24 protein-coding genes are annotated in these 23429 nt (G+C 60.6%); 3 read left to right on the top strand and 21 right to left on the bottom strand.

Annotated features, from left to right (window positions below; genetic code table 11):
• Positions 1 to 14 precede the first annotated feature (14 nt).
• Both ACI0FG_RS15035 and ACI0FG_RS15040 read left to right on the top strand, forming a co-directional pair.
• Positions 15 to 1235: an HDOD domain-containing protein gene (locus tag ACI0FG_RS15035; RefSeq protein ID WP_419785819.1), complete on the top strand. Its 1221-nt coding sequence runs from the start codon at positions 15 to 17 to the stop codon at positions 1233 to 1235.
• On the top strand, positions 1232 to 2872 hold the full coding sequence (locus ACI0FG_RS15040; RefSeq protein ID WP_419785820.1) for a sensor histidine kinase: 1641 nt from the start codon (positions 1232 to 1234) through the stop codon (positions 2870 to 2872). The genes ACI0FG_RS15035 and ACI0FG_RS15040 overlap by 4 nt, the downstream gene beginning before the upstream one ends.
• A 167-nt stretch (positions 2873 to 3039) precedes the next feature.
• On the opposite strand, the gene rfaE2 is transcribed toward ACI0FG_RS15040, so the two are convergent.
• The 4 genes from rfaE2 to sfsA form a co-directional block, all read right to left on the bottom strand.
• On the bottom strand, positions 3040 to 3522 hold the full coding sequence (gene rfaE2, locus ACI0FG_RS15045) for a D-glycero-beta-D-manno-heptose 1-phosphate adenylyltransferase (RefSeq protein ID WP_419785821.1): 483 nt from the start codon (positions 3520 to 3522) through the stop codon (positions 3040 to 3042).
• The gene (locus ACI0FG_RS15050) at positions 3506 to 4291 is read right to left on the bottom strand and encodes a YkgJ family cysteine cluster protein (RefSeq protein WP_419785822.1); all 786 of its coding nucleotides are present in this window, start codon (positions 4289 to 4291) and stop codon (positions 3506 to 3508) included. Before ACI0FG_RS15050 ends, rfaE2 begins: the two co-directional genes overlap by 17 nt.
• Positions 4292 to 4386: 95 nt before the next feature.
• The gene (locus ACI0FG_RS15055; protein WP_419785823.1) at positions 4387 to 5265 is read right to left on the bottom strand and encodes a DMT family transporter; all 879 of its coding nucleotides are present in this window, start codon (positions 5263 to 5265) and stop codon (positions 4387 to 4389) included.
• The gene (gene sfsA / locus ACI0FG_RS15060) at positions 5262 to 5990 is read right to left on the bottom strand and encodes a DNA/RNA nuclease SfsA (protein ID WP_419785824.1); all 729 of its coding nucleotides are present in this window, start codon (positions 5988 to 5990) and stop codon (positions 5262 to 5264) included. Before sfsA ends, ACI0FG_RS15055 begins: the two co-directional genes overlap by 4 nt.
• A gap of 133 nt (positions 5991 to 6123) precedes the next feature.
• Between sfsA and ACI0FG_RS15065 the strand changes: the two genes are divergently transcribed.
• Entirely contained in the window at positions 6124 to 7377 is a 1254-nt protein-coding gene (locus ACI0FG_RS15065) for an HDOD domain-containing protein (RefSeq protein ID WP_419785825.1), read from the top strand.
• Positions 7378 to 7395: 18 nt separating this feature from the next.
• Here the strand turns inward: ACI0FG_RS15065 and ACI0FG_RS15070 are convergent, their stop codons facing one another.
• The 17 genes from ACI0FG_RS15070 to ACI0FG_RS15150 form a co-directional block, all read right to left on the bottom strand.
• Positions 7396 to 7983, bottom strand: coding sequence for a VOC family protein (locus tag ACI0FG_RS15070; protein ID WP_419785826.1), 588 nt, complete (start codon positions 7981 to 7983; stop codon positions 7396 to 7398).
• Position 7984: 1 nt separating this feature from the next.
• Positions 7985 to 8482 carry an acyl-CoA thioesterase gene (locus tag ACI0FG_RS15075; RefSeq protein ID WP_419785827.1) on the bottom strand — a complete coding sequence of 166 codons (498 nt, stop codon included), beginning with the start codon at positions 8480 to 8482 and terminating at the stop codon, positions 7985 to 7987.
• A 1-nt stretch (position 8483) separates the two neighbouring features.
• Positions 8484 to 8729, bottom strand: a complete 246-nt coding sequence (locus ACI0FG_RS15080; protein ID WP_419785828.1) for a hypothetical protein — start codon at positions 8727 to 8729, stop codon at positions 8484 to 8486.
• Between the two features lie 285 nt (positions 8730 to 9014).
• Complete coding sequence (gene ureG, locus ACI0FG_RS15085; protein ID WP_419785829.1) at positions 9015 to 9620, bottom strand: urease accessory protein UreG; 606 nt, start codon at positions 9618 to 9620, stop codon at positions 9015 to 9017.
• 22 nt (positions 9621 to 9642) lie between these two features.
• Positions 9643 to 10311: an urease accessory protein UreF gene (locus ACI0FG_RS15090; protein ID WP_419788400.1), complete on the bottom strand. Its 669-nt coding sequence runs from the start codon at positions 10309 to 10311 to the stop codon at positions 9643 to 9645.
• Positions 10311 to 10796, bottom strand: coding sequence for an urease accessory protein UreE (ureE, locus tag ACI0FG_RS15095; protein WP_419785830.1), 486 nt, complete (start codon positions 10794 to 10796; stop codon positions 10311 to 10313). The genes ACI0FG_RS15090 and ureE overlap by 1 nt, the downstream gene beginning before the upstream one ends.
• Positions 10797 to 10798: 2 nt before the next feature.
• Positions 10799 to 12502 (bottom strand): urease subunit alpha, encoded by a 1704-nt coding sequence (ureC, locus tag ACI0FG_RS15100; protein WP_419785831.1) that lies wholly within the window; start codon positions 12500 to 12502, stop codon positions 10799 to 10801.
• Between the two features lie 9 nt (positions 12503 to 12511).
• Entirely contained in the window at positions 12512 to 12820 is a 309-nt protein-coding gene (locus tag ACI0FG_RS15105; RefSeq protein ID WP_419785832.1) for an urease subunit beta, read from the bottom strand.
• 10 nt (positions 12821 to 12830) lie between these two features.
• Positions 12831 to 13133, bottom strand: a complete 303-nt coding sequence (gene ureA / locus ACI0FG_RS15110) for an urease subunit gamma (protein ID WP_419785833.1) — start codon at positions 13131 to 13133, stop codon at positions 12831 to 12833.
• 18 nt (positions 13134 to 13151) lie between these two features.
• Positions 13152 to 14006, bottom strand: a complete 855-nt coding sequence (locus tag ACI0FG_RS15115) for an urease accessory protein UreD (protein ID WP_419785834.1) — start codon at positions 14004 to 14006, stop codon at positions 13152 to 13154.
• Between the two features lie 11 nt (positions 14007 to 14017).
• On the bottom strand, positions 14018 to 14713 hold the full coding sequence (gene urtE / locus ACI0FG_RS15120; RefSeq protein WP_419785835.1) for an urea ABC transporter ATP-binding subunit UrtE: 696 nt from the start codon (positions 14711 to 14713) through the stop codon (positions 14018 to 14020).
• A 2-nt stretch (positions 14714 to 14715) separates the two neighbouring features.
• Positions 14716 to 15510 carry an urea ABC transporter ATP-binding protein UrtD gene (urtD, locus tag ACI0FG_RS15125; RefSeq protein ID WP_419785836.1) on the bottom strand — a complete coding sequence of 265 codons (795 nt, stop codon included), beginning with the start codon at positions 15508 to 15510 and terminating at the stop codon, positions 14716 to 14718.
• Between the two features lie 2 nt (positions 15511 to 15512).
• Positions 15513 to 16685 carry an urea ABC transporter permease subunit UrtC gene (urtC, locus tag ACI0FG_RS15130; protein WP_419785837.1) on the bottom strand — a complete coding sequence of 391 codons (1173 nt, stop codon included), beginning with the start codon at positions 16683 to 16685 and terminating at the stop codon, positions 15513 to 15515.
• Between the two features lie 2 nt (positions 16686 to 16687).
• Positions 16688 to 18307, bottom strand: a complete 1620-nt coding sequence (gene urtB, locus ACI0FG_RS15135) for an urea ABC transporter permease subunit UrtB (protein WP_419785838.1) — start codon at positions 18305 to 18307, stop codon at positions 16688 to 16690.
• Between the two features lie 69 nt (positions 18308 to 18376).
• Positions 18377 to 19672, bottom strand: a complete 1296-nt coding sequence (gene urtA, locus ACI0FG_RS15140; RefSeq protein WP_419785839.1) for an urea ABC transporter substrate-binding protein — start codon at positions 19670 to 19672, stop codon at positions 18377 to 18379.
• Positions 19673 to 20411: 739 nt separating this feature from the next.
• Positions 20412 to 21308 carry a signal peptide peptidase SppA gene (gene sppA / locus ACI0FG_RS15145; protein WP_419785840.1) on the bottom strand — a complete coding sequence of 299 codons (897 nt, stop codon included), beginning with the start codon at positions 21306 to 21308 and terminating at the stop codon, positions 20412 to 20414.
• Between the two features lie 9 nt (positions 21309 to 21317).
• Positions 21318 to 23153: a 30S ribosomal protein S1 gene (locus ACI0FG_RS15150; RefSeq protein WP_419785841.1), complete on the bottom strand. Its 1836-nt coding sequence runs from the start codon at positions 23151 to 23153 to the stop codon at positions 21318 to 21320.
• Positions 23154 to 23429: the final 276 nt, after the last annotated feature.

The following is a 23429-nucleotide window of genomic DNA, read 5'->3' on the forward strand; positions in this document are numbered from 1 at the left end:
ACGGAGCAACACGCATGAAGGTCTGGGTGAACGACTTGAAGCCGGGCATGGTGCTCGACGCCGACGTGAAGGGCACAGACGGCAGACTGCTGCTCCCTGCGGGAACCGAAGTCGGAGAAAACCACCTCCGCGTCCTGAACATCTGGGGCGTGAGCGAAGCCGACATTCGTCCGGATTCCATCGGGGAAGCAAGCGTCCCTGCCCCGAATCTCCTGGCCCGGGCGGAAGCCCATGCCGAATCCCTGTTTGCCCATGCAGACCTTTCCATAGTGCCCATGGAGCAACTCAAGCGGGCCTGCATCCTCTATTATGTGAACATGCTGGCGGCGGGGGATTCTCTCCCGTCCCTGCCGCAACCCGTCCTGAAATCCGTGGAGCTGCCTGCCGCCCCCTTGTTTGCAGACGCGGAGGCTTTTCTTCACAACGACACGCAACTCGGCGTGTTCCCGGAAATATACCGCCGCATCGTCGAAGCCCTGAACAACCCGGCCTCCTCATCCAGCTCCCTGGCCGACATCATCGCTCAGGACCCAGGTCTTTCCGCCAGCCTGCTCAAACTGGTCAATAGCGCCCTGTACGGATACAGCCAGCCGGTGGATTCCCTGAGCCGGGCCGTGGCCCTGGTGGGCACGCAGGGACTGACCCAACTCGCCCTCGGCGTGACGGTAATGAACACGTTCCGAAACGCAACTGACCGGCAAGCCATGGCCGCCATACGTTGCCACTGCGTAGCCACAGCAGCGATATGCCGCATACTGGGCGTGCAGGTGGCGGGTATTTCCCAGGACCTCTGCTTTGTCAGCGGCCTCCTCCACGGCGTGGGCCGCATGATCATGCTGCGCAAGGCCTCGGAAGCATCGGAAACGGCCCGGCGCATGAGCCTGGCCAATGGCATCCCCCTGGATGCGGCCCAGCGGCGCGTTTTCGGATTCGATGAAGGGAATGCAGCCCGAACCCTGTTCCGCGCCTGGCACTTCCCGGAGGATATCATCACGGCCAGCACCGGACTGAATGAACCGGCGGTCCGGGATCATACCGAGGCCGCCATTTGTGCCATGGGCAGCGTGCTGGCCACGGCCATGCATTACGGAACTGGGGGCAACGGCATGGTCCATACCATTCCCGAAGGCGCATGGGACAGACTAGGCTTGCCGGAAAGCTCCCTGGCCACAACTCTGGCTCAGGCCGGACGCCAGGTAGATGATTTGCTGAATGTTTTTCTGGAGCGAATATGAGCGATTCCGAACGGCAGACCTTTCTGGAGCGCCAGGTCGCTTTTCTGGAAGAAGAACGGGACGCGGCCCTGGAAGCCCTGGACATGGCTGGGGATCTCGCTTCCTTCGCCATTGCATCACAGGAAAGGGGCAACTGCCCGGAACTGCTGAAGGACATCTGTTCCAGAGCCAACCGGATGTTGCCGTTTCGGGCAATCTCCATCTATCTGGCAAACGACGAGACCGGCGATTTCGACCGGGCCCTGACCGATCCCCCTCAGGCCGCAGGCGAACTCGACGACGAAATCCGTGCCCTCATCGCGGACTATTCCTTTTCCCATGCCTTGCAGGCCAACGACAACACTTTCTTTTTAAGCGGGGACAAATCGCATCATATCCTCCTGCGCCCGCTCAAGACGAATTTCCGTGTGCTCGGCATGTTCGTAGGGGGACTGGCCGAACGCAAGGATCGGATATCGGACATTGCCTTACGCCTCTTTGCCGTTGTCATGCAGGCAGCCGCCCATGCCATGGAAAACCAGGACATGCACCGGGCAATGGAGAATTACGCAAGGGAACTGGACGACAAGGTAAAACAGCGCACCGCCGAGCTGGAGGAAGCGTATGAACGGCTGTGCACCACCATCGACGGGATGCAGGCCGGAGTGCTCCTTGTGGAGCCGAAAACCCGGATCATTCTGGACGCAAACCCGCAGACGCTGCGCATGGTGGGCCTCTCCCACGACGAACTGGTGGGCAAGCCGTGCAGTGGATGCTTCTGCCCGACACCGGAACCGACCTGCCCGGTTCTGGACATGGGCCAGACCATGACCAACCAGGAACGGACCATGCGCACGGCCTCGGGAGAGACCATCCCCATCCTCAAGACCGTCAGCAAGGTCATGATCAATGGACGGGAGCATCTGCTGGAAAGCTTCATCGACATAACAGAACAGAAAAAACTCGAAACCCTGCGCGAGGACGTGGACCGGATCATGCGGCACGACCTCAAAGGCCCGCTCAACGGCATCATCGGGTTGCCCGCCATGATCCTCGCCGCCGGGGATAACCTGACCGACGACCAGCGCGAAGGACTGCGCTTCATCCGGGAAGCAGGCAACAAGCTGCTGCGGATGATCAACATGTCGCTTGATCTCTACAAGATGGAGACCGGCTCATACGTATATACACCGGGGGAAAACGATATAATGGCCATAGTGGGCGGTGTTGCCAGGGACCAGCAGGACAACCTCCGGGCCTCCGGGGTAAGGCTGCGCATCACCCTGGAAGGACGAAACGTACCGGGCAGCACAAAACTGCCCTTTGCCTGCGAGGAGTCCCTCCTCTACTCCATGCTCTCCAATCTGGCGAAAAACGCCGTGGAAGGGTCACGGCTGGGCGGCGAGGTGATTCTGAACATCCAGCGCACACAGGATGCCGTCATTCTGACCATGCACAACAGCAAGCCGGTGCCGGAAGCCATCCGCTGCAACGTGTTCGAAAAATACGTGACCGAAGGCAAGAAACGCGGCACCGGGCTGGGCACCTACTCCGCCCGGCTCATAGCTGAAGCCATGGGCGGCTCCATCGCCTGCAAAAGCTCCGAGGAATCCGGCACGACAATGACCGTGATGCTGCCGGACCCGAAAAAGCGGTAAAAGACCTGATCCCGGCAGTCCTCCAAGCAAGCAACAGCCCCCGAACCCGCTACCGTGCGGATTCGGGGGCTGCTTGCAGCATAACAATGTCATAATATCTTGTACGGCGCGAAGGCTCGCCTACAATTCACTTAACAAAGCAGATCGCCGCTTTTCAACAGCCTGCCTTAGGCGCGAACGCGGTTGAGAAAAGCCGTGGTCGAATACCCTTCGAGCAGGGGCAGGCTGACGACCTTGCCGCCCGCTTTTTCCACCACTTCGCGGCCCACGATCTTGTCCGGGGTCCAGTCCCCGCCCTTGACCAGCACCTGGGGGCGGACCGCCTTGATAAGCTCCAGCGGCGTGGATTCGTGAAAGATGACGATGTAGTCGACGCAGGCCAGTCCGGCCAGGACAAAGGCCCGCTCCTCCTGAGTATTCAAAGGGCGGTCGTCGCCTTTGCCCAGCATCTTGACCGATTCGTCGGAGTTGAGGCCGAGTACCAGGGAATCGCCCAGGGCACGGGCACGGGCCAGCAGGTCCACATGGCCGGGGTGGAGCACGTCGAAGCAGCCATTGGTAAAGACCAGCCGGTGACCGGGGGCCAACTCCGCCTTGTGTTTCAGAAACGTGCGGATGCTCATCAGTTTGGGATTATTCGGCAGACCCATGTCCGGCTCCTTTGGCGTGCAGGTGGGTTTCATCTTCAAAAAGCATGACCTCGAACCAATCCATGGCAAACTCGAGGCAGGCCTCCTCGTCGGAGAGTATCGCCTTTTGCCGCTCCTCGTCCACTTCCAGACGGTCGAAGAGGTGCATCATCTGAATGAACTTCTGGAACTCGTCCAGTTTGTACATGGCCAGCACGGCCATATGGCTCAACTTGTCGGAAATGGTCAGGCCGGTTTCCTTGACCCGGGCCAAAATCCGCATGTAGCGGTCGTTGCTGCCGGTATAGGCTTCAAAGCCCTGGTCGTGTTTCCACTCCGAGCCGGTCCACTCGTTCTCTTCATGAAAGCCCTGGCAGTGATCCTCACGAACAATGAAAAACCGCTCGCGCACATTGCCGTTCTCGTCCAGGCTGGTGGCCCGGCCGAGCGGGTACATGCGGCACGCGCCGGGCCGGTCCGCATAAATGGAGCATCCTTCCTCGCGAACAAAGGGACAGGCTCGGTTCTCACTGTCGGTCATGCGCAGCTGGAAGGCGGGGAAATGGGTATCCGGATCACGGTGCCCAACGGTGTGCGTACACAGGAAATCCACGCTGCCCATCTTCAGGGTGCGGCGCAAACGCAGGATGTCGTAGGGAGTGAGCACCAGGGTGAGATCACTACAGCAGGCGTTGAAGCAGCTGATGCCGGGATGGCAATGAAAATGGTAGGTCCGGCCTTCCTCCAGCTCGGGCAGGGAGGCCAGGAATTCCTTGGTTTCGTCAGGCATGAGAAAATTCTCCGGGGTAGGGGGCGGCGGGTCGTCCGTCGTCCGGGTGGCCCCTCCTACCACCTGGGGGAGCGAAAGGCAAAGGCAGGGACGGGCTATACCTTTTTCAACTTTCGCACGCCCTTCTTCCCGCTCTTCATGGACCCCATGTAGATGGCGGCCAGGGCCAGGACCACGCCGGATATCTCCACCGGGTTCACGGGCTTGCCGAAGAACAGGATGTCCCAGACAAAGGAAAGCGACGGCTGCAAGAGCAGGATGAGCCCCACCAGGGAGGCACGGACCTGCTGCAACCCCTTGGTGATCAGATACCAGCCCACGGCATGGCAGAGCAGGGACAGTGTTGCCAACGCGGCCAGGGAGCGCAGGTTCGGGATGACGAAGGACTCGCCCTTAGCCACGGAAAGCCCGCCCATCAGCAGGCCGGTTATGAGGGCCACGGCGCAGGCCATGGCCAGGGGATCGGCCTCGGCCCGGTTGAGCGAGACCTTCAGACTGAGCAGGTACAGGGCGTAAAACAGGGCGGTGAGCAGGCCGTAGACCACGCCCACACGGTACTCCGGCGTGAATTGCGACCAGGATACGCCGACCATGAGGTACAGACCGACCAGGGCCAGAAAGATGGCGGCCAGCAACGGCTTGGACACACCCTCCCGGAATATGAACATGGAAACGGCAGCCAGAATGATGACCTGGAAATTGCCCAGCATGGTGGACAAGCCCGGCCCCACCAGCCCGATGGAACGGTGCCAGAAGAAGAAATCGCCAGCAAAGAACAGGGCCGACAGCACGCCCCAGAGCCAAATGTGGCCGGTCATGCGCGAAAGCCGCCCCATGCGCCACAGGATGACGGCCATGCCCAGCCCGCCCACGAACAGCCGGTAGAACCCGACCACATCGGGCGGGACATCGGCAAGGCGGACCATCACCGAAGAAAAACTGATGAGTATCGCGCCAAAAAAGAGACCTGTCACGGCCGCACCACCTTGAGCCGCTCGCCGAGCGTTATTCCCGCCTCGTCCACGTGGGCCACGTAGGGCCACGCCTCCACCCCGACGGAAAGGGCTTCGTAAAACAGGGTTGCGTATTCGGGATCAATCACGTCCGCAGGGCCGAAGCAGCGGCCGTCCGGGCGCTGTACCAAAAAGAACAGGGCCACGCGGGCGCCCGATGCCTTGAGCCGCATCAGCTCGTGCAGATGCTTGCGGCCCCGCGCGGTCTCCGCATCCGGGAACAGGGCCACGTCCTCCTCCACCAGCGTCACGTTCTTGCACTCCACCCAGAGCGGACCGTCCGGGCCGTCCAGCCGGGCATCCAAGCGGCTGTCGCCAGTCACCGCCTCCTTCTTGAAGCGGTCGTAGCCTACAGCCTCGGGCAGCGCACCAGCCTGCCAGGCCGCGTAGAGCATACGGTTGGGCGTCAGGGTATTCACCCCCACCCAGCCTCGGTCCAGGGCCAGTGCTTCCAGGGTATACGGCAGCTTGCGCGCGGGGTTCGCGGCGGGCGAAAGCAGTGCCTGAGACTCCGGGCGCAGCAGGCCGAGCATGGTCCCGGTGTTGTTGGTATGGGCCAGCAACTCCTGCCCTGCATCCGGCCCGTCCAGCGCTCGCGCACGCACCGTGAACCGCTTGTGACGGGACAGAAAAACCGCACGCCTGCACGGCGCGGAAAAAGGGAGAATGCAGTGGGGAAGGGGCATGATTTATTCCTTGGGCAATTAGAAATTTGCGATTTGGCATCTATTCCCAGGCTTGGCAAGCATATCCTGGTTGCCCGCAGCCGCCAAAAAACGTACAGTCATTGACTTAGATTGACAAATATCGAGGACAGCCATGCCAATCGTCAACATCAATGCCCTTAAGCCGGGAATGGTCCTGGCCGAAGATTTGACCGCACCCGACGGACGGATGCTGCTGCCCAAGGGCTCGGTATTGACAGAGGCTCACCTGCGCACCTGCCGGGTCTGGAACATCCCGGAGGCCTCCATCCAGGGCGAGGAAGAGGACGACTACCCCACTTCCTTCAGTCAGATTGATCCTCAGGTGCTCGATATCTGCAAGATCATGGCCGCCCGCCGGTTCGTGCTCAATCCCACCACGCATCCGGCCGTGCGCGAACTGGCCCGTCTCTATGTCCTGCGCCTCTCCAGGGGGCTCACCCCGGAAAAGGCGCAGTGGATGCTTTCCGCCTGCCCCCATGACGATGATCTGGACCTTTTCGGTCCGATCCCCACGGACTCCACCCTGGACCCGGATCAGGTCGTCAATCGGGAAATGGAACTGGCCTCCCTTCCCAACATCTTTTTCCAGATTTCGGAAAGCCTCAAAAATCCGCGCAGCTCCTCTTCCTATGTGGCGGAGATCATCAGCAAGGACGTGGCCCTGGCCGCCAAGCTGCTCAAGATGGTCAACACGCCCTTCTACGGATTCACCCACAAGATAGACACCCTCTCCCGCGCCGTGACCATTGTGGGCACCTCGCAGCTGACCAACCTTGCCCTGGGGCTCTCGGTCATCAGCGTCTTTGACGGCATTCCGGAAAAATTCTTCACCCTCAAGGACTTTTGGTTCCACTCGGTGATCTGCGGCATTCTCGCCCGGCTGCTGGCCGAACAGGCGGGCATAGAAGGCGACGAAAAATTTTTTGTGGCCGGGCTGCTGCACGATATCGGCAGGCTGGTCATGCTCCGGAACCATCCCCGCCGGGCCGCCGAGGTACTGAGCCGTGCCGCTTCCGGACGCAAGTCGCTGGTCAATGTAGAAAAGGCCATCTGGGGCTGCACCCACGCGGATATAGGCGAGCGGATGCTGCGCAAATGGGGACTGCCAGAGTTCCTGGAAACAATGGTCGCCTACCACCACACCCCGATGGCAGGGCCTGTTCCACGCGAAGCCGCCGTCATCTGCATGGCTGACTTTCTGGCTCACAGCCTGGATATCGGCGAGAGCGGGCACACCCTGGTGCCGGAGCTGGTTACCAAGGCCTGGGATACGCTGAACATCAAAACGGATCAGTTGGCAGACCTGACCCGCAAGGCGGAACGGCAGGCCACCACCATCATGGCCGCCTTCTTTCCCGGCGACTAGCCCGCCCCGCAAACAATTCTACTTGATGCGCCCCATGGCGCGCAAAATGACTTCCGCCTCGCCGTCGTAGACCTCGCGGGCCTCGTTTGGCGTGGGCCTCGGCTCGGGCCAGACTCCCGGCTGCGGCTCGGCCCCTTTCCGGGCTTCCGCCGTGGGCTCGGTATCCGCCATCACCGGTGTGGCGCGAACATTCACACCCGGAACGGGCGCGCTGAACTCGATGGGAATGTTATTGGGATCAAAAGCGTAAATGGAATGGATAAAGCCGTGGTCCACCACCTCGGAACACCAGAAACCGGCAGCTTCCAGCTTGTCCTTGATCTCCCACAGATCATCCTCGCCCGCGACTTCGAACGAGATATGGTCGAAAACATGACGGCCCTTGACCGGAACGCCATGATCCTTTTCCACGATGGGTTCCACCTCCGGCCACTCGAAAAAGGCGATCATGTCATGGCCGGAGATTTCCAGGAAATAATGACGATATCCCGGCCTGCCCAGCCCGGCCACCAGACGCATACCCAGCAGATCCCGCCAGAAGCGAATAGTGCCGTCCATGTCGCCCGTGACCATGGCCAGGTGATTTATGCCGGTGTAGGTCGGCACCTTACGCCCCTGTACAGGGCTTGCCGCACGCTTCCTGCGCCATTTCCTTCTTCCGCATATCGCGACGCAGTTCGGCCTCGCGATATCTGCGCTTGGCCGTATCATCGTCCAGCAGCAGCGGCGGCACCGGCGTCGGTTTGCCGTTTTCATCAAGCGCGACAAACGTCATGTAAGCCGAATTGGTGTGCCGGACCTCGCCGGTACGCAAATTCTCCGCCTCCACACGCACGCCGATCTCCATGCTGGTGCGGCCCACATGATTCAAGCTGGCCTTGAAAATGAGCAGTTCTCCGATATGCACCGGAGCCTTGAATGCCATGCGGTCTATGGAAGCCGTCACCGTGTTCGCACGCGAGTGCCGCTTGGACACGACACCACCGGCTGTGTCCAGATGGCGCAATATGACACCCCCGTGCAGATTTCCCGCCGGGTTGGTGTCCTGGGGCATGACCAGATGGGTCATGATTACTGCCGATTCCTTGGCAGATTTAGGCTGCATTCTACTGTTCTCCTCTACTCTTCCCATACTGTACGCGGGCCTCCCAAACCAGGCGACCCACTTTTCTTCCCAAATCCATCTGCCGGGCCTTCATCAAGGCTTCGGCCGCTTCGGGATCGCCCTGCTGCTTCAGCAGCGTGGCGGATTCCAAGTCACGCAAATGTCTCTCACACTCCCGCACGAGTCCTGAGAGATTCAACGTCTCAAGTTCCCTGGGAACCCTTACCGAGCGCACCTTTCGACTCACCACGCACCTCCCGCGTATTACTGGGGTCATACCGAATTGTTGACAGAGCGTGCACCATACTGTCAAGCCAAACTGGTTCCCGCTGGTCCGAGGGGGATCAAGTGAAAAAACAGAGACGGACTCCCTGCGGACATCCGTCTCTTCAATCATTCAATACATCGATGTTGCCCGATGACGTTCCGTGGCCTGCGCCGAATCCCAGCCTCTCGATGAAACTTCATTTTCTGCAGACAGTTACCCGGATATATCCAATCAAAAGAGGATAGCAAAAAACAGGCAAGGGGCTTATGGCAACATTCCTTCCCGCTTGATGAAGGCGAGGATTTCGTCCAGCCCCTGCTTCGTTTTCATGTTGGCAAAGACAAAGGGCTTGTCGCCGCGCTGCTTCCGCGCGTCCCGGTCCATCACGTCCAGCGATGCCCCGACCATGGGCGCGAGGTCGATCTTGTTGATGACGAGCAGGTCCGTGCGGGTGATGCCGGGACCGCCCTTGCGGGGAATCTTGTCACCGGCCGAAACGTCGATGACGTAGATGGTCAGGTCCGCCAGCTCCGGGCTGAACGAGGCGCTCAGGTTGTCGCCGCCGGATTCCACCATAACCAGTTGCAGGGCCGGGAACTTGTCGCACAGCTCCTCCACGGCGGTCAGGTTGGCCGAGGCGTCCTCGCGAATGGCCGTGTGCGGGCAGCCGCCGGTCTCCACGCCCCGAATGCGCTCCGGGGGCAGGGCCTCCCGCCGGGTAAGGAATTCCGCATCTTCGCGGGTGTAAATATCATTGGTCACCACCGCGATTTCATACTCGTCGCGCATGGCGAGGCAGAGCTGTTCGATAAGGGCTGTCTTGCCGGAACCGACCGGCCCGCCGATGCCGAGGCGCAGGGCTTGAGACATATTTCGCTCCTCCCGGCTTCCGTCAGGAACGGAACAGCCGGGTGTGTTGTGTTTCGTGCAGGCTTGAGGCCAGGACCTGTCCGGGCACGGTACCGCCTATCTCCTCGTCCGCAAGGGCGAGCCCGGTTTCGATGAGGGCGGGAATACGGACGGCGGCTTCGGACAAGATGCGCTGCCCGCCGGTCTGGCCCATTGAGACCAGCTTGAGCGCGGCCGCCACCTGATTCTCGGTCCAGGCATAGACCAGGGCCGAACACAGGGCGTCGGTGGGGATATCCCAACGCGCCCCGGCCAGGGCGAACAGCGCGCAGAAGGTCCGCTTGGGAAAAACGGTCCACTCCCCTGCCTCCGCAATGCCCAGATCACGCAACAACCGGGCCAGGGAAGCGGCGGTCTGAGCCTCTTCCCCCCGCAGTTCCATGGTCTCGCGCGAGGCGAGCAGGACAGCGGACCAGCGTTTGACCGCATCCAGATCACCAACCAGCCAGGCGCGATGCAGACGGGCCAACAGCGGCACGTCCAGACGGGCCAGGCCGTGCTCCATCACGCCGAAAATCCAGGATGTCACGGCGGCCTCGTCCTGCACGCCCAAATCAACGCCATGTTCCAACCCCTGAGAGTAGGCGAATGCGCCCACCGGCAGGGCCGGGCTGGCCAGCTGCATGAGCCGAAGGAGTTGCGGCGAGACCATCACTGGCGATTCCCCGCGAGCAGGCCGTTTTGGTTCACCTCGATGATCGGCATGTGATAGGCGCCGGTCTCCGGGTGAAACGGGGCCATGAGCGAATGCACTTCATGGCCCATGCCGCGCAACATATCGTCCACCACCGGATCATAGATGTAGCGGATGCGGCCCTCGGCGATCTCCAGCTGCACATGACGGTTTCCCAGATAAAAACACGCCTTGGCCAAAGCCAGGGGATCGGCGATGCGGCACTCGGAAAGCGGCTCCTCCTGGGCACGGACCAAAACGGCCGTACCATCGTCGGAGACGATGACGTCGCCGTCCGCCAGCACGGTACCGCGAGGCAGGAACAATCCTGCCTCCAGGCCGGAGTCGAGCATGACGCGCTGCCTGGAGCGCTCCCGCAACACGTACGGGAGCGTCAGTCCATCGTCTGTACGAACATCGGCCATGCGGTCGGCCGGAGAAACAACCCGTTCAAAACGCAGCATGGCTAAAAGAGGAAGTACCGTTGCGCCAACGGAAGGATATCTGCTGGCTCGCAGGTCAGCAGCTCGCCATTGGCACGTACTTCATAGGTCTGGGGGTCAACCGATATTTCCGGCATGAACCCGTTGTGGATCATGTCCTTCTTCTGCACCGCGCGCGAACCGGATACCGGGGCAAGCCGCTTGGCCAGACCGTAGCGGTCGCCAACCCCGGCCTCGAAGGCGGCCTTGGAGACAAAGGTTACGGACGTGTTTGCCAGGGCGCGGCCAAAGGCCCCGAACATGGGCCGGTAATGAACCGGCTGCGGGGTCGGGATGGAGGCGTTGGGATCGCCCATGGGCGCGGCCGTGATGACGCCGCCCTTGATGACCATGTCCGGCTTTACGCCGAAGAATGCAGGATTCCAGAGCACGATATCGGCCATCTTACCCGGCTCCAGGGAGCCGACCTCGTCCTGTATGCCGTGGGCCAGGGCGGGGTTGATGGTGTATTTGGCGATATACCGCTTGGCCCGGAAGTTGTCGTTGCGGTCCGAGTCCTCGGCCAGGGCACCGCGCTGCACCTTCATCTTGTGGGCGGTCTGCCAGGTACGGGTGATGACCTCGCCCACCCGGCCCATGGCCTGGGAGTCCGAGGCGATCATGGAAAAGGCGCCCAGATCGTGCAGGATGTCCTCGGCCGCGATGGTCTCCCGGCGGATGCGCGATTCGGCAAAGGCGATGTCCTCGGGGATGGATGGATCAAGGTGATGGCAGACCATGAGCATGTCCAGATGCTCGTCTGCTGTGTTCACGGTGTAGGGGCGGGTCGGGTTGGTGGACGACGGCAGCACGTTGGCCGCGCCGCACGCCTTGATGATGTCCGGGGCATGGCCGCCGCCCGCGCCCTCGGTGTGGTAGGCATGGATGGTCCGCCCCTTGAAGGCGGCCAGCGTGTTTTCCACAAAACCGGATTCGTTCAAGGTGTCGGTGTGGATGGCGACCTGGATGTCGTAGCGCTCGGCCGCGTCCAGGCAGTTGTCGATGGCCGCCGGGGTAGTGCCCCAGTCCTCGTGCAGTTTGAGGCCCATGACGCCTGCCTCGATCTGCTCATTCAGGGAGGCGGGCAGCGAGGCGTTGCCCTTGCCCAGCCAGCCCAGATTCATGGGCAGCCCGTCCGAGGCCTGAAGCATCCGCATGATGTTCCACGGCCCCGGGGTACAGGTGGTGGCGTTGGTCCCGGCCGCAGGGCCGGTTCCGCCGCCGATCATGGTGGTGATGCCCGACATGAGGGCGTCCTCCACCTGCTGGGGACAAATGAAATGGATGTGGGAGTCGATGCCGCCCGCGGTGGCGATGAGCCCCTCGCCCGCAATGGCTTCGGTGCCGGGGCCGACCACGATGTCCACGCCGGGCTGAGTGTCCGGGTTGCCCGCCTTGCCGATGGCGTGGATGCGGCCGTGCTTGATGCCGATATCCGCCTTGACGATGCCCCAGTGGTCCAGGATCAGAGCGTTGGTGATGACGCAATCCACGGCCACGTCGTTGGCGGCCTGGGACTGCCCCATGCCGTCGCGCAGCACCTTGCCGCCACCGAACTTCACTTCCTCGCCGTAGATGGCGCGGTCTTCCTCCACCTCGATGACGAGGTCCGTGTCCGCCAGCCGGATACGGTCGCCCACGGTGGGGCCGAACATATCGCCGTATGTTTTTCTGTCGATGCTTTTCATGCTCTTCCCCTAGTCCAGCTTGCCCATGACCTTGGAGTTGAATCCATACACTTCGCGGTTGCCGCCAAGCGCCACCAGTTCCACGTCGCGGGACTGCCCCGGTTCGAAGCGGACGGCGGTACCGGCCGGGATGTTCAGCCGGAACCCCCGGCACGCGTCGCGGTCAAAGGACAAGGCCTCGTTGGTCTCGTAAAAATGATAGTGCGATCCCACCTGAATGGGGCGGTCGCCCGAATTGGCCACGGTCACGGTCTTGGTCTCGCGCCCGCTGTTCAGTTCGATGCTGCCCTCGGCGTAGAAGATCTCTCCGGGTATCATGCTCGCACCTCTATTGAATGGGATTATGGACGGTGACCAGCTTGGTGCCGTCCGGAAAGGTCGCTTCCACCTGGACCTCGTGGATCATCTCCGGGATGCCTTCCATGACGTCCTCGCGGGTCAGCAGCGTGGTGCCGTAGTCCATCAGCTCGGCCACGGTTCTGCCCTCGCGGGCTCCTTCCAGAATGGCCGAGGCGATGTAGGCCATGGACTCGGGATAGTTGAGTTTCAGGCCCCGGTCCTTGCGCTGGGAGGCCAGCAGCCCGGCGCAGAAGATCAGCAGTTTGTCTTTTTCTCTCGGCGAGAGTTTCATGCGACGCTCCTTGGTAAATTATGTGTTCCAGACCCGGGGCGGACAGGGTCCCCGCCCGAGCCGTTTCATTCGCATTGCGCCCCAGGCAGCGGCGAGCAGCTCACGCACCCGGAAGGCGTTGTGTCCCATGACGCGGCACACGGTCAGGCCATCCACCCGCGTCAGGGAGAAAATATTGTCGTCCTCACGCTCCCCGGCCAGCGCCCGGATGTGCGCGGCCAAGCCGTCTCCATCCACCGTGCCCACCAACGTGCCGAAGACCGTATGCCCGCCCAGCCCCCATGGCTCGTCCAGCAGATCGGAACCGCCGGTCAGGTGCGTCCGCTCCAACAGGACCGGTTCGCCGTCCCGATGCACGGCCAGAGTCTGGATGAAATCCCCATGATCAAAAGGCGCATTCGAGGTGGGCAGCCCCAAACAGACGACCTCCCAGCCGAAATAGATTCCGTCACCGGCCAACTCCACATGGGTGCAAAGCTCGGCTTTGGCCCCCGGATAGACGATCGTCTCCAGCGGAAGCCATTCGAGCACGCCGCCCGGATCAACGCTCAACCGTTGCACCTGAAGGGCTGTGGGACCAGCGGTGCGGTAGAACTTGGTCGCGGCCGGGGTGGTCACCAGTCCGTGTGCTCCTGTAGCGGCGTGGACGTTGAAGAGCAGTTGATCGCCCCCCACCACGCCTCCCGGCGGATGCAGCGCGTAGACATGGCAGGTCGCATCCCCTTCGGGATGAAAGGGACGCTGCACGGTGAGCGGGCCGAAGTGACGGCGGCGGGCCAGGATGCTCCGGCCACCGGACGCGGCAAAGCCGAGTTCCAGCTCCGCCTTCCAGCCCAACTCCGTGTCCCCGGTCCAGCCGGATATGCTCTCCATCCCTCGCATTCTCAAACAGTCAGATATTCACTGATCAGGGCTTCGTCCAAATCGCCCATGGGGCCGTTGGCCACGGTATGTCCCCGGTCCATGAGAAAGAATTCGCGGCCGACCTTGCGGGCGAATTTCAGTTTCTGCTCAACCAGCAGCACCGTCAATCCAACCTCGTTGTTGAGCCGGATAATGATGTCGCCGATCATCTGGACTATGTTGGGCTGAATGCCCTCGGTGGGCTCGTCCAGAATGAGCATCTTCGGGTCCGACGCCAGGGCGCGGCCGATGGCCAGCTGTTGCTGCTGGCCGCCGGAAAGGTCGCCCCCCTTGCGGTGGGTCATCTCCTTGAGCACCGGGAAGAATTCATAGATCATCTCGGGTATTTCCTTCACGCCGTCCCTTCGTCCGGTCAGCCCCACGCGCAGGTTCTCCTCAACACTCAGGCCGGGGAATATCTCCCGCCCCTGCGGCACGTAGCCGATGCCCTTGCGGGCCCGCATGTCCGCACGCTGCGGAGCGAGGTCCTCGCCGTCCAGCAGGATGGAGCCGCTCCGTATGGGCAACAGGCCCATTATGGACTTGAGCAGAGTGGTCTTGCCCACGCCGTTGCGTCCCATCAGGCAGACGCACGATCCCTTCGCAATGCTCAGGTTGACGTCCCAAAGGATGTGGCTGCCGCCGTAATATTGATTCAGTCCGTTTACCGCGAACATGATTATTCTCCCAGATACACTTCCACAACCTTGGGGTTGCTTTGTACGAAATCCATACTCCCCTCGGCCAGGACGGAACCCTCGTGCAGCACGGTGACGCGCTCCGCGATGGCCCGGACAAACTCCATATCGTGCTCGATGACAACCACGGTGTGGTCTCCCTTGAGGGAGTTGAGCAGTTCGATGGAGTTTTCCAGCTCCTGGGGGGTCATACCTGCCGCGGGTTCGTCCAGCAACAGCAGCCGGGGTGCCTGCATGAGCAACATGCCGATCTCCAGCCACTGCTTCTGACCATGGGAAAGGAGTCCCGCCTGCATGTTGCCGTGGTCCTTGGCACCGATGGTTTCCAACACTTCCTCGATTCTGTCGCGCTGTTCGCCCGAAAGCTTCCAGAACAGGCTGGAGACCAGTCCCTTGTCCGCCTTCAGGGCCAGTTCCAGGTTTTCGAACAGGGTGAGCTGCTCGAAGACCGTGGGCGTCTGGAATTTGCGGCCCACGCCCGCGCGGGCCACCTCGAACTCGTTGAGCTTGGTCAGCTCCAGATTGGTGCCGAAGAAGACGGTCCCCTCATCAGGCCGGGTCTTGCCGGTGATGATGTCGAGCATCGTCGTCTTACCCGCGCCGTTGGGGCCGATGATGCAGTGCAGCGCCCCGTTGTCCACGGACAAGGAGAGATTGTTCAAGGCCTTGAACCCGTCAAAACTCACGGTGACGCCGTTGACGTACAGCAGGATGCCGTGGCTGGTGTTGATGGGTTCAGCCTTGTCCATATGGGAGTGCGTGTGTTCGTAAGCCATGCCTATTCCCCCTTCCTCTCCGCTTGCGCGGGGTTGACCGCCGGAGAAACCGACTCTCCGTCCTCTTCCTCGGCCGACCGGGCCAGACGCCGCCGCAGGCTGCGCAGCTGGCCGCCGATGCCGATCAGCCCCTTGGGCAGGAAGAGCGTCGTTGCAATGAAGAGAACGCCGAGGAAGTAGAGCCAATAGTCCGGCGCGGCCGCCGTGAACCAGCTCTTGGCACCGTTGACGATGCCCGAGCCGAGCAGTGCACCGACCAGGGAGCCACGGCCGCCCACGGCGACCCAGATGGCCATCTCGATGGAGTTGGCCGGAGCCATCTCGCTGGGGTTGATGATACCGACCTGCGGGACATAAAGCGCCCCGGCAATACCGCACAGCACGCCCGACAGGGTCCAGACAAAGAGCTTGTACTGGAGCGGCGAGTAGCCCGAGAACATGACCCGCGACTCGGCGTCGCGAATGGCCGTCAGCACCCGGCCGAGCTTGGATGACGTGATGTACCGGCAGAGCAGGAAGGCGAGGAACACCGCCACGCTGGTGATGATGTACAGCCCGAGCTTGGTGGACGGCTCCAGCAGCGAGAAGCCGAGCAGCGTCTTGAAGTCCGTGAGCCCGTTGTTGCCGCCGAATCCCGTATTGTTGCGGAAGAAGAACAGCATCATGGCGTAGGTCAGCGCCTGGGTGATGATGGAGAAGTAGACGCCCTTGATCCGCGAACGGAAGGCGAAGAAGCCGAAGATGAAGGCGAAGATGCCCGGCACCAGTACGACCATGAGCATGGCGAACCAGAAATGGTCAAACCCGTGCCAGAACCAGGGCAGTTCCTTCCAGTCCAGGAAGACCATGAAGTCGGGCAGGTCGGACTTGTAGACGCCCTGTCCGGCCATGGCCCGCATCAGGTGCATACCCATGGCGTAGCCTCCGAGGGCGAAGAAGACGCCGTGGCCCAGGCTGAGAATGCCGGTGAAGCCCCAGATGAGGTCGATGGCCAGGGCGCACAGGGCATAGCACAGGAACTTGCCCAGGAGTTGGATGATGTAGTCCGGCACATGCAGAACAGACTGTTCCGGCGTGAAGACGTTGAGCAGCGGAATGACGACGATGAACAGCGCCGCCACGGCCAGGGTTCCGGTCCAGGCGCGCCTTGATTGCAGATTGAGGAGCCCGCTCATGATCAATCCTCCGACATGCGGCCCTTGAGGGCGAAGATGCCCTGCGGCCGTTTTTGAATGAACAGGATGATCAGGGCGAGGACCATGATCTTGCCCAGCACCGCGCCGGTAAAGGGCTCAAGTATCTTGTTGACCACGCCGAGACTCAGAGCGCCCGTGACGGTGCCCGCGATCTTGCCGACGCCGCCGAGGACGACGACCATGAAGGAGTCCACAATGTAGGACTGCCCCAGTTCGGGACCGACATTGCCCACCTGGGTCAGGGCCAGCCCACCCAGCCCGGCGATGCCGGAGCCGAGGCCGAAGGTCCACATGTCGATGCGCGAGGCGCGGATGCCCATGGCCGAAGCCGTGGAGCGGTTCTGGGTCACGGCGCGTACCTGCAGGCCCAGCGGAGTCCTGTTCAGCAGGAACCAGACAAGCCCCACGACAAAGACGACGAAAATGATGATGGCCAGACGGTTGTAAGTGATGGTCAGCCCTTCGATGAGCTGGAAACCGCCGGAAAGCCAATCCGGGTTGCGCACCTCGACGTTTTGCGCGCCGAAGATGAGGCGCACGGTCTGGATGAGTCCGAGGCTGATGCCCCATGTGGCCAGCAGTGTTTCCAGGGGACGGCCGTAGAGGTAGCGAATGATGGTCCGCTCCAGAAGCATCCCCACCCCGCACGGGACGAGGAAGGCCAGCGGAAGGGCCACGAGCAGATACCATTCCATCAGGCCCGGCATATGACTCAGAAAAAATTCCTGAACGACGTAGGTGGAATAGGCACCGAGCATCAACATCTCGCCGTGGGCCATGTTGATGACGCCCATCAGGCCGAAGGTGATGGCGAGCCCGAGTGCGGCGAGCAGCAGCACACTGCCCAGGCTGATGCCGTAGAAAAGATCACGAACCACCCGGACGATCATCTTCTTGCGCTCAAGGCCCGAACTGGCCTTGAGGGCGGCGCTGACAACATCCTTGTCCTTTTCGACGTAGTTGCCCTGATCATCCTTGGCCGTAAAGGCCGCAAGCTTGGCGAGCAGCAGCTGATTGCCGGATTCGCCGATGATGCCGATGGCCTTGATCTTGCGCGCCTTATCCTGGCTGTGAAGCGAGGTCAGGGCCAGCGCCACGCGCAGGGCGTCGGCCACTTCCGCATCCTTTTCCCGCTGCAAGGCAGTCTCGATGGCGTCCGCCGCCTCGGGCGCGGCCTTGTCCGCCAGTTCCTGGGCCGCGGCCAGACGCACTTCCCGCTTTGGAGATACAAGTTGCAACTGGGCGATGACCGGCTTGATGGCGCGGCGGACCATGTTGTTGATCCGGGGCTTGTAAAGGGAATCCACGGAGCCGGTGAACGGTTCCCCGGTCAGGGCAAGGACCGGTTCCTTACCGTCGGCAGTGATGACGGCAGTGTCGCCGTCAAAACGCAGGTCGCCGTCCTGCAGTGCTTCCAGGACGGGTAGCGCGTCGGCATTGCCCAGTTCGCCGAGAGTCTTGATTGCCGAGACAATCTTGGTCCGGCTCTTGGCGCCCAGTTCCGAGACGGTCTGGCTGAAATCGGCGGAGGCCGAGGCCTGGCCGAGCGCGCCAAACAGGAGGGACGCCAGGGCGAAAAATACGATCAAGGCGCGTTTCATTGAATCGCTCTTTATGCATGGCAGGCGCCCGGCCGGTATGGCCGGACGCCTGGTTGGTTCTTTGGAGGATTAATCCTTGTACTTCGGGCTTACGCAGTTGCCGCAGACATTCGGGTAGGTCCAGTCGGCGACCTTCTTGGCGGAGTCGGGCAGATACTTGCTCCACGCCTGGGCACGGATAGGACCGTCGGTCTGCCAGACGATGTCGAACTGACCGTTCTCGTTAACTTCACCGATGACAACGGGCTTGTGCAGGTGGTGGTTCTTGGCATCCATGGTGATGGTGTAGCCGGAGGGAGACTTCACAGCCTGGTTGGCCATGGCTTGGCGCACGGCGTCAACATCGGTGGTGCCAGCCTGCAGAACGGCCTGGGACCACATCTTGATGCCGATGTAGGTGGCTTCCATGGGGTCGTTGGTCACGCGCTTGTCGCCACCGGGCAGGTTGTTCTTCTTGACGTAGGCCTTCCACTTCTTGACGAACTCCTTGTTGGTGGGGTTGTCCATGGACATGAAGTAGTTCCAGGCAGCCAGATGGCCGACCAGCGGCTTGGTATCGATGCCGCGCAGCTCTTCCTCGCCCACGGAGAAGGCGACACAGGGAATATCCTCGGCCTTGATGCCCTGGTTGGCGAGTTCCTTGTAGAAGGGAACGTTGGAGTCACCGTTGATGGTGGAGATGATGCAGGTAGGCTTGGCAGCGGCAAACTTTTTGATGTCGGCGATGATGGTCTGGTAGTCGCTGTGGCCGAACGGGGTGTACTTCTCCATGATGTCTTCATCCTTCACGCCCTTGGAGTGGAGGAAGGCGCGCAGGATCTTGTTGGTGGTGCGGGGATAGACGTAGTCGGTACCCAGCAGCACAAAGCGCTTGGCCGCGCCGCCGTCCTCGCTCATCAGGTATTCCACGGCGGGAATGGCCTGCTGGTTCGGAGCGGCGCCGGTGTAGAAGACATTGTAGGAACATTCCTCACCCTCGTACTGGACAGGGTAGAAAAGCAGACCGTTCAGCTCTTCGAAGACGGGCAGAACGGATTTACGGGAAACGGAAGTCCAGCAGCCGAAAACGACGGCGACCTTGTCCTTTTCCAGAAGCTCGCGGGCTTTCTCGGCAAACAGGGGCCAGTTGGAAGCGGGATCGACAACGACAGGCTCAAGTTTTTTGCCGAGCAGGCCGCCCTTGGCGTTGATCTCGTCAATGGTCATCAGGGCGACGTCCTTCAGCGAGGTTTCGCTGATGGCCATGGTTCCGGAAAGGGAGTGCAGGATGCCGACCTTGATGGTGTCGGCGGCAAGCGCGGCACCGGCAAAGACGGTGACGAGCATGGTCAGGGTGAGAGCAAGAGACAACAAACGTTTGTGCATTACGGAAACTCCTCTACAATGGCAGTTGCAGTTAATACTCTAGGGTCTTAAGGCCGTCCCCCCATTGGGAGATGTCCCAGTCGGGATGCCGATCGGCAATGCATGAGGGCCCGACAGGAAATCAGACATCAATTCCTTAGATCAATTGCTGTGCCAAAAACCGTAAGCTCGTTTGTGAAAAATATTATTCCTTTTTATTTCAGGTTATTATATTTTCAAATCATCCTTCTTTTTCAGCAACACTCATGAAACACGCTGAGTTTAGTATCTATTCACAAATTTTCCGCCTAAAAAATAATCTTTTTTGTAAAATACACATATTCGTATTCCAATTTTTGTCCATATTTTTACTAAAAGTCGTAACAGCTTGTTCTTAGCTGTTGAAAAACAACATAAAAACTGATTTTGCAGAACGCAATCATGGAAGAACAAAAATGTGGCTTCAACGGTTCCACCCCGTCATCAAAATCTGTTCGAGCCGCCGCAATGCAAATCAAACAACACGCAGGGACGTTTCACAGAAGTGGAACGGGTATTCGCCTCATTGCAAATTTGTTGTATTCCGGCACACCGCACTGGAAGCAGCTCCAGCCAGCAGCAAGCCCACTAGGCCAACATGGTTCCGCAGACCATCGCAATGCGCGCAAAGCGACGAAAAAAAAGCATTCGAACCAGCCGGTGAACAGATCGCGGCCTGTCCGAACGTATGGGAGATGATGCCGAGGAAGGCTCCCCGGTATTATTTATAATAGAGTGACCAGCTGCCCGGTGTTGAGGCGCTCAGGTCGATATGAATGGAACCGAGGATTTTCTGAAGCAGCGGCTCTTCCTTGGTAGGGCCTTCGACAAGGACGGCCTTGCCGGTGATGTTGCACAGCTGCTTGAGCTTGTCGAAGGCCTGGAGACGTCCGCCGAGCATATCCACCAGCCCGAGGGCCAGGGCCTGACGTCCGGAAACGGCGCGGCCATCGGCGATGGCGGCCACTCGCTCCCGCTTGAGGGAACGGGCTTTGGCCACATCGGAAACGAACTGCTCGTGCATGTCCTGCATCAGCCCGAGGAGCTGATCCCGCTGCTCGTCGGTGAGATTGCGCAGCGGCGTGCCTGCGCCCTTGTAGCGGCCGGTGGCGAGGACTTCGGGCTTGATGCCTAGTTTTTCCAGGGCATCGGCCACGGTGACGAATTCCGCCACCACGCCAATGGATGCGGTGAGCGTGCCGGGGTTGGCCACGATGACCCGAGCCGGGACCGAGGCGTAGTATCCGCCGCTGGCGGCCACGGTGCCGTAGGAGGCAACCACGGGCTTGACCCTGTTCAGTTCGGTGACGGCTGCATAGATTTCCTGGGAGGGAGCTATGGCCCCGCCCGGAGAATTGACGCGCAGGAGCACGCCTTTGATCGAGTCGTCTTTTTCCAGGGTATAAATCCAGTCAACGATGTCGCGCGAGTCGAGGATGGTTCCCTCTATGTTGACCACGCCGAGCTTGTCGCCGCCGAATCCAAGTCCGCCCACGCCCTGCGAGCGAAAAAAGGCCGTGGCCCCCATAACGAGGACCACGGCCAATATTATCATCAACACCCCGAAGAGAAAGGGGTGGCGCTGGGAGAAACGGGAACGGTTCTCGTCCAAGCGCATCGTAGTTACCTACTTCTCTTCTTCGCTTTCTTCGGCAGCGGCTTCCAGGACGGGAGCCTCTTCCGCGGCGGGGGCTTCGGTTACTTCGTCAGCTTCCTCGACTTCGGCAAGGATCTCACCAGCGGCCTCTTCCAGCTTCTCGCGAAGCAGGTCGCCCAGGGTGGAACCGCCGCCAATACCGGAGGTGGTGGAACCGAAGGTCTTGGGCTTGCGGGAACCACCGGCAGGCTCTTCCTTGGTCTGCTTGATGGACAGGCCGAGGCGGCGCTCGTCAGCGGACACGTGGATGACCTTGGCTTCGATGGTGTCGCCTTCCTTGAACATCTCGGAGGGGGACTTGATCTTCTTGCGGCTGATCTCGGAAACGTGAACCAGACCCTCGATGCCTTCCTCGACCTCAACAAAGAGACCGAAGTCGGTAATGTTGGTCACGGTACCGTTGACCAGCTGGCCCACGGGGTACTTGGCCGGGACCTGAGTCCAGGGATCCTCGGTGAGCTGCTTTACGCCCAGAGTGAACTTCTCGTTCTCCTTGTCCACGGTCAGGACCTTGGCCTGAACGGAATCGCCGACCTTGTAAACCTCGGAGGGGTGGCGAATCTTCTTGGTCCAGGAGATGTCGGAAACGTGAATCAGGCCGTCGATGCCTTCCTCGATGCCGATGAACACACCGAACTCGGTGATGTTCTTGATGGCGCCCTCGAGGACGGTGCCCTCGGGGTACTTCTCGGCAACGACATCCCACGGGTTCGGGGAGATCTGCTTCATGCCCAGGCTGATGCGCTTCTTGTCGGGATCGACGCCGAGCACAATAACCTCGACCTCTTCACCGACCTTGACCATCTGGGAGGGGTGGCGGAGCTTGCGGGTCCAGGACATTTCGGAAATGTGGACCAGACCTTCCACACCATTCTCCAGCTCGACGAACGCGCCGTAGTCGGCCAGGTTGGTGATGATGCCGTTGAAGCGGGCACCCTGGGGGTACTTCTCGGCAATGTTTTCCCAGGGATCGGGCACCAGCTGCTTGAGGCCCAGGGAGACCTTCTGCGCTTCGCGGTCGAAGCTCAGGATCTTCAGTTCCAGTTCGTCGCCGAGCTGGACCATTTCCTTGGGATGCTTGATGCGCTTCCAAGACATATCGGTAATATGGAGCAGACCGTCCAGACCGCCGAGGTCGATGAACACGCCGTATTCAGTGATGTTCTTAACCTTGCCCTTGACGGCCTGACCGTCTTCCAGGGTAGCCAGCAGCTTGTCGCGCTGTTCACCGCGCATCTCTTCGAGAAGCACGCGACGGGAAACGATGACGTTGGAGCGGCGGCGGTTGATCTTCAGAATCTTGAAGTCGAATTCCTGGTTGACCAGGGCGTCCATGTCAGGGACGGGACGCAGATCGACATGAGAGCCGGGCAGGAAGGCTTCCACGCCGCCGAGATCGACGGTGTAGCCGCCCTTGATGCGACGGATGATGCGGCCGATGGCGATGCCATCCTTTTCCTGCAGTTCTTCCAGCTTGTCGAAGAGCTGCATGCGCTTGGCCTTGTCGCGGGACAGGTAGATGGTGCCCTCGGCCTCGTTCTTGCGGGCCACGTAGACATCGACCTTGTCGCCGACCTGGACGGACACGGTGCCGTCGGGCTCGGTAAATTCGGAGACCGGGATCTGGCCTTCGGACTTGAAATTTACGTCGACCAGGACATAGTCCTTGTCGATTTTGACGACTTCACCAGCGACTATGGTGCCTTCGTCCAGCTCGCCGAAATCGGAATTCAGATATTCGTCGAGCGCGTCGGCGAAATTCATATCCATATCGGACATTTCAACAGATTCTTTAGTTTCTTCCATGGGTTACCTCCACAACGGACCTCGGACAAAGTAATGATTTAACGTATATTTGCAAGAGAGGGATACCAGCGCTTTTGGGTCATCGATTTCCGAGGCAGACGAGCCCCCTAAGCGCGGACGGCATGTAACCGGACTCCCCGTCCTTACGTCCAGACAGCAAAAGGAAGCCAACGCCACTCGGCGTCCCGGGGTGACCCCGGCGGCTTCCTGTTTATAAAGAGTATTGCTTTTAGCTGAAATGTAACAGGCTGTAAACCCTTTTCTCCCAACACATTC

This window comes from Pseudodesulfovibrio sp. 7M6 (genome assembly GCF_050058625.1).
Lineage (GTDB): Bacteria > Desulfobacterota > Desulfovibrionia > Desulfovibrionales > Desulfovibrionaceae > Pseudodesulfovibrio > Pseudodesulfovibrio salinus.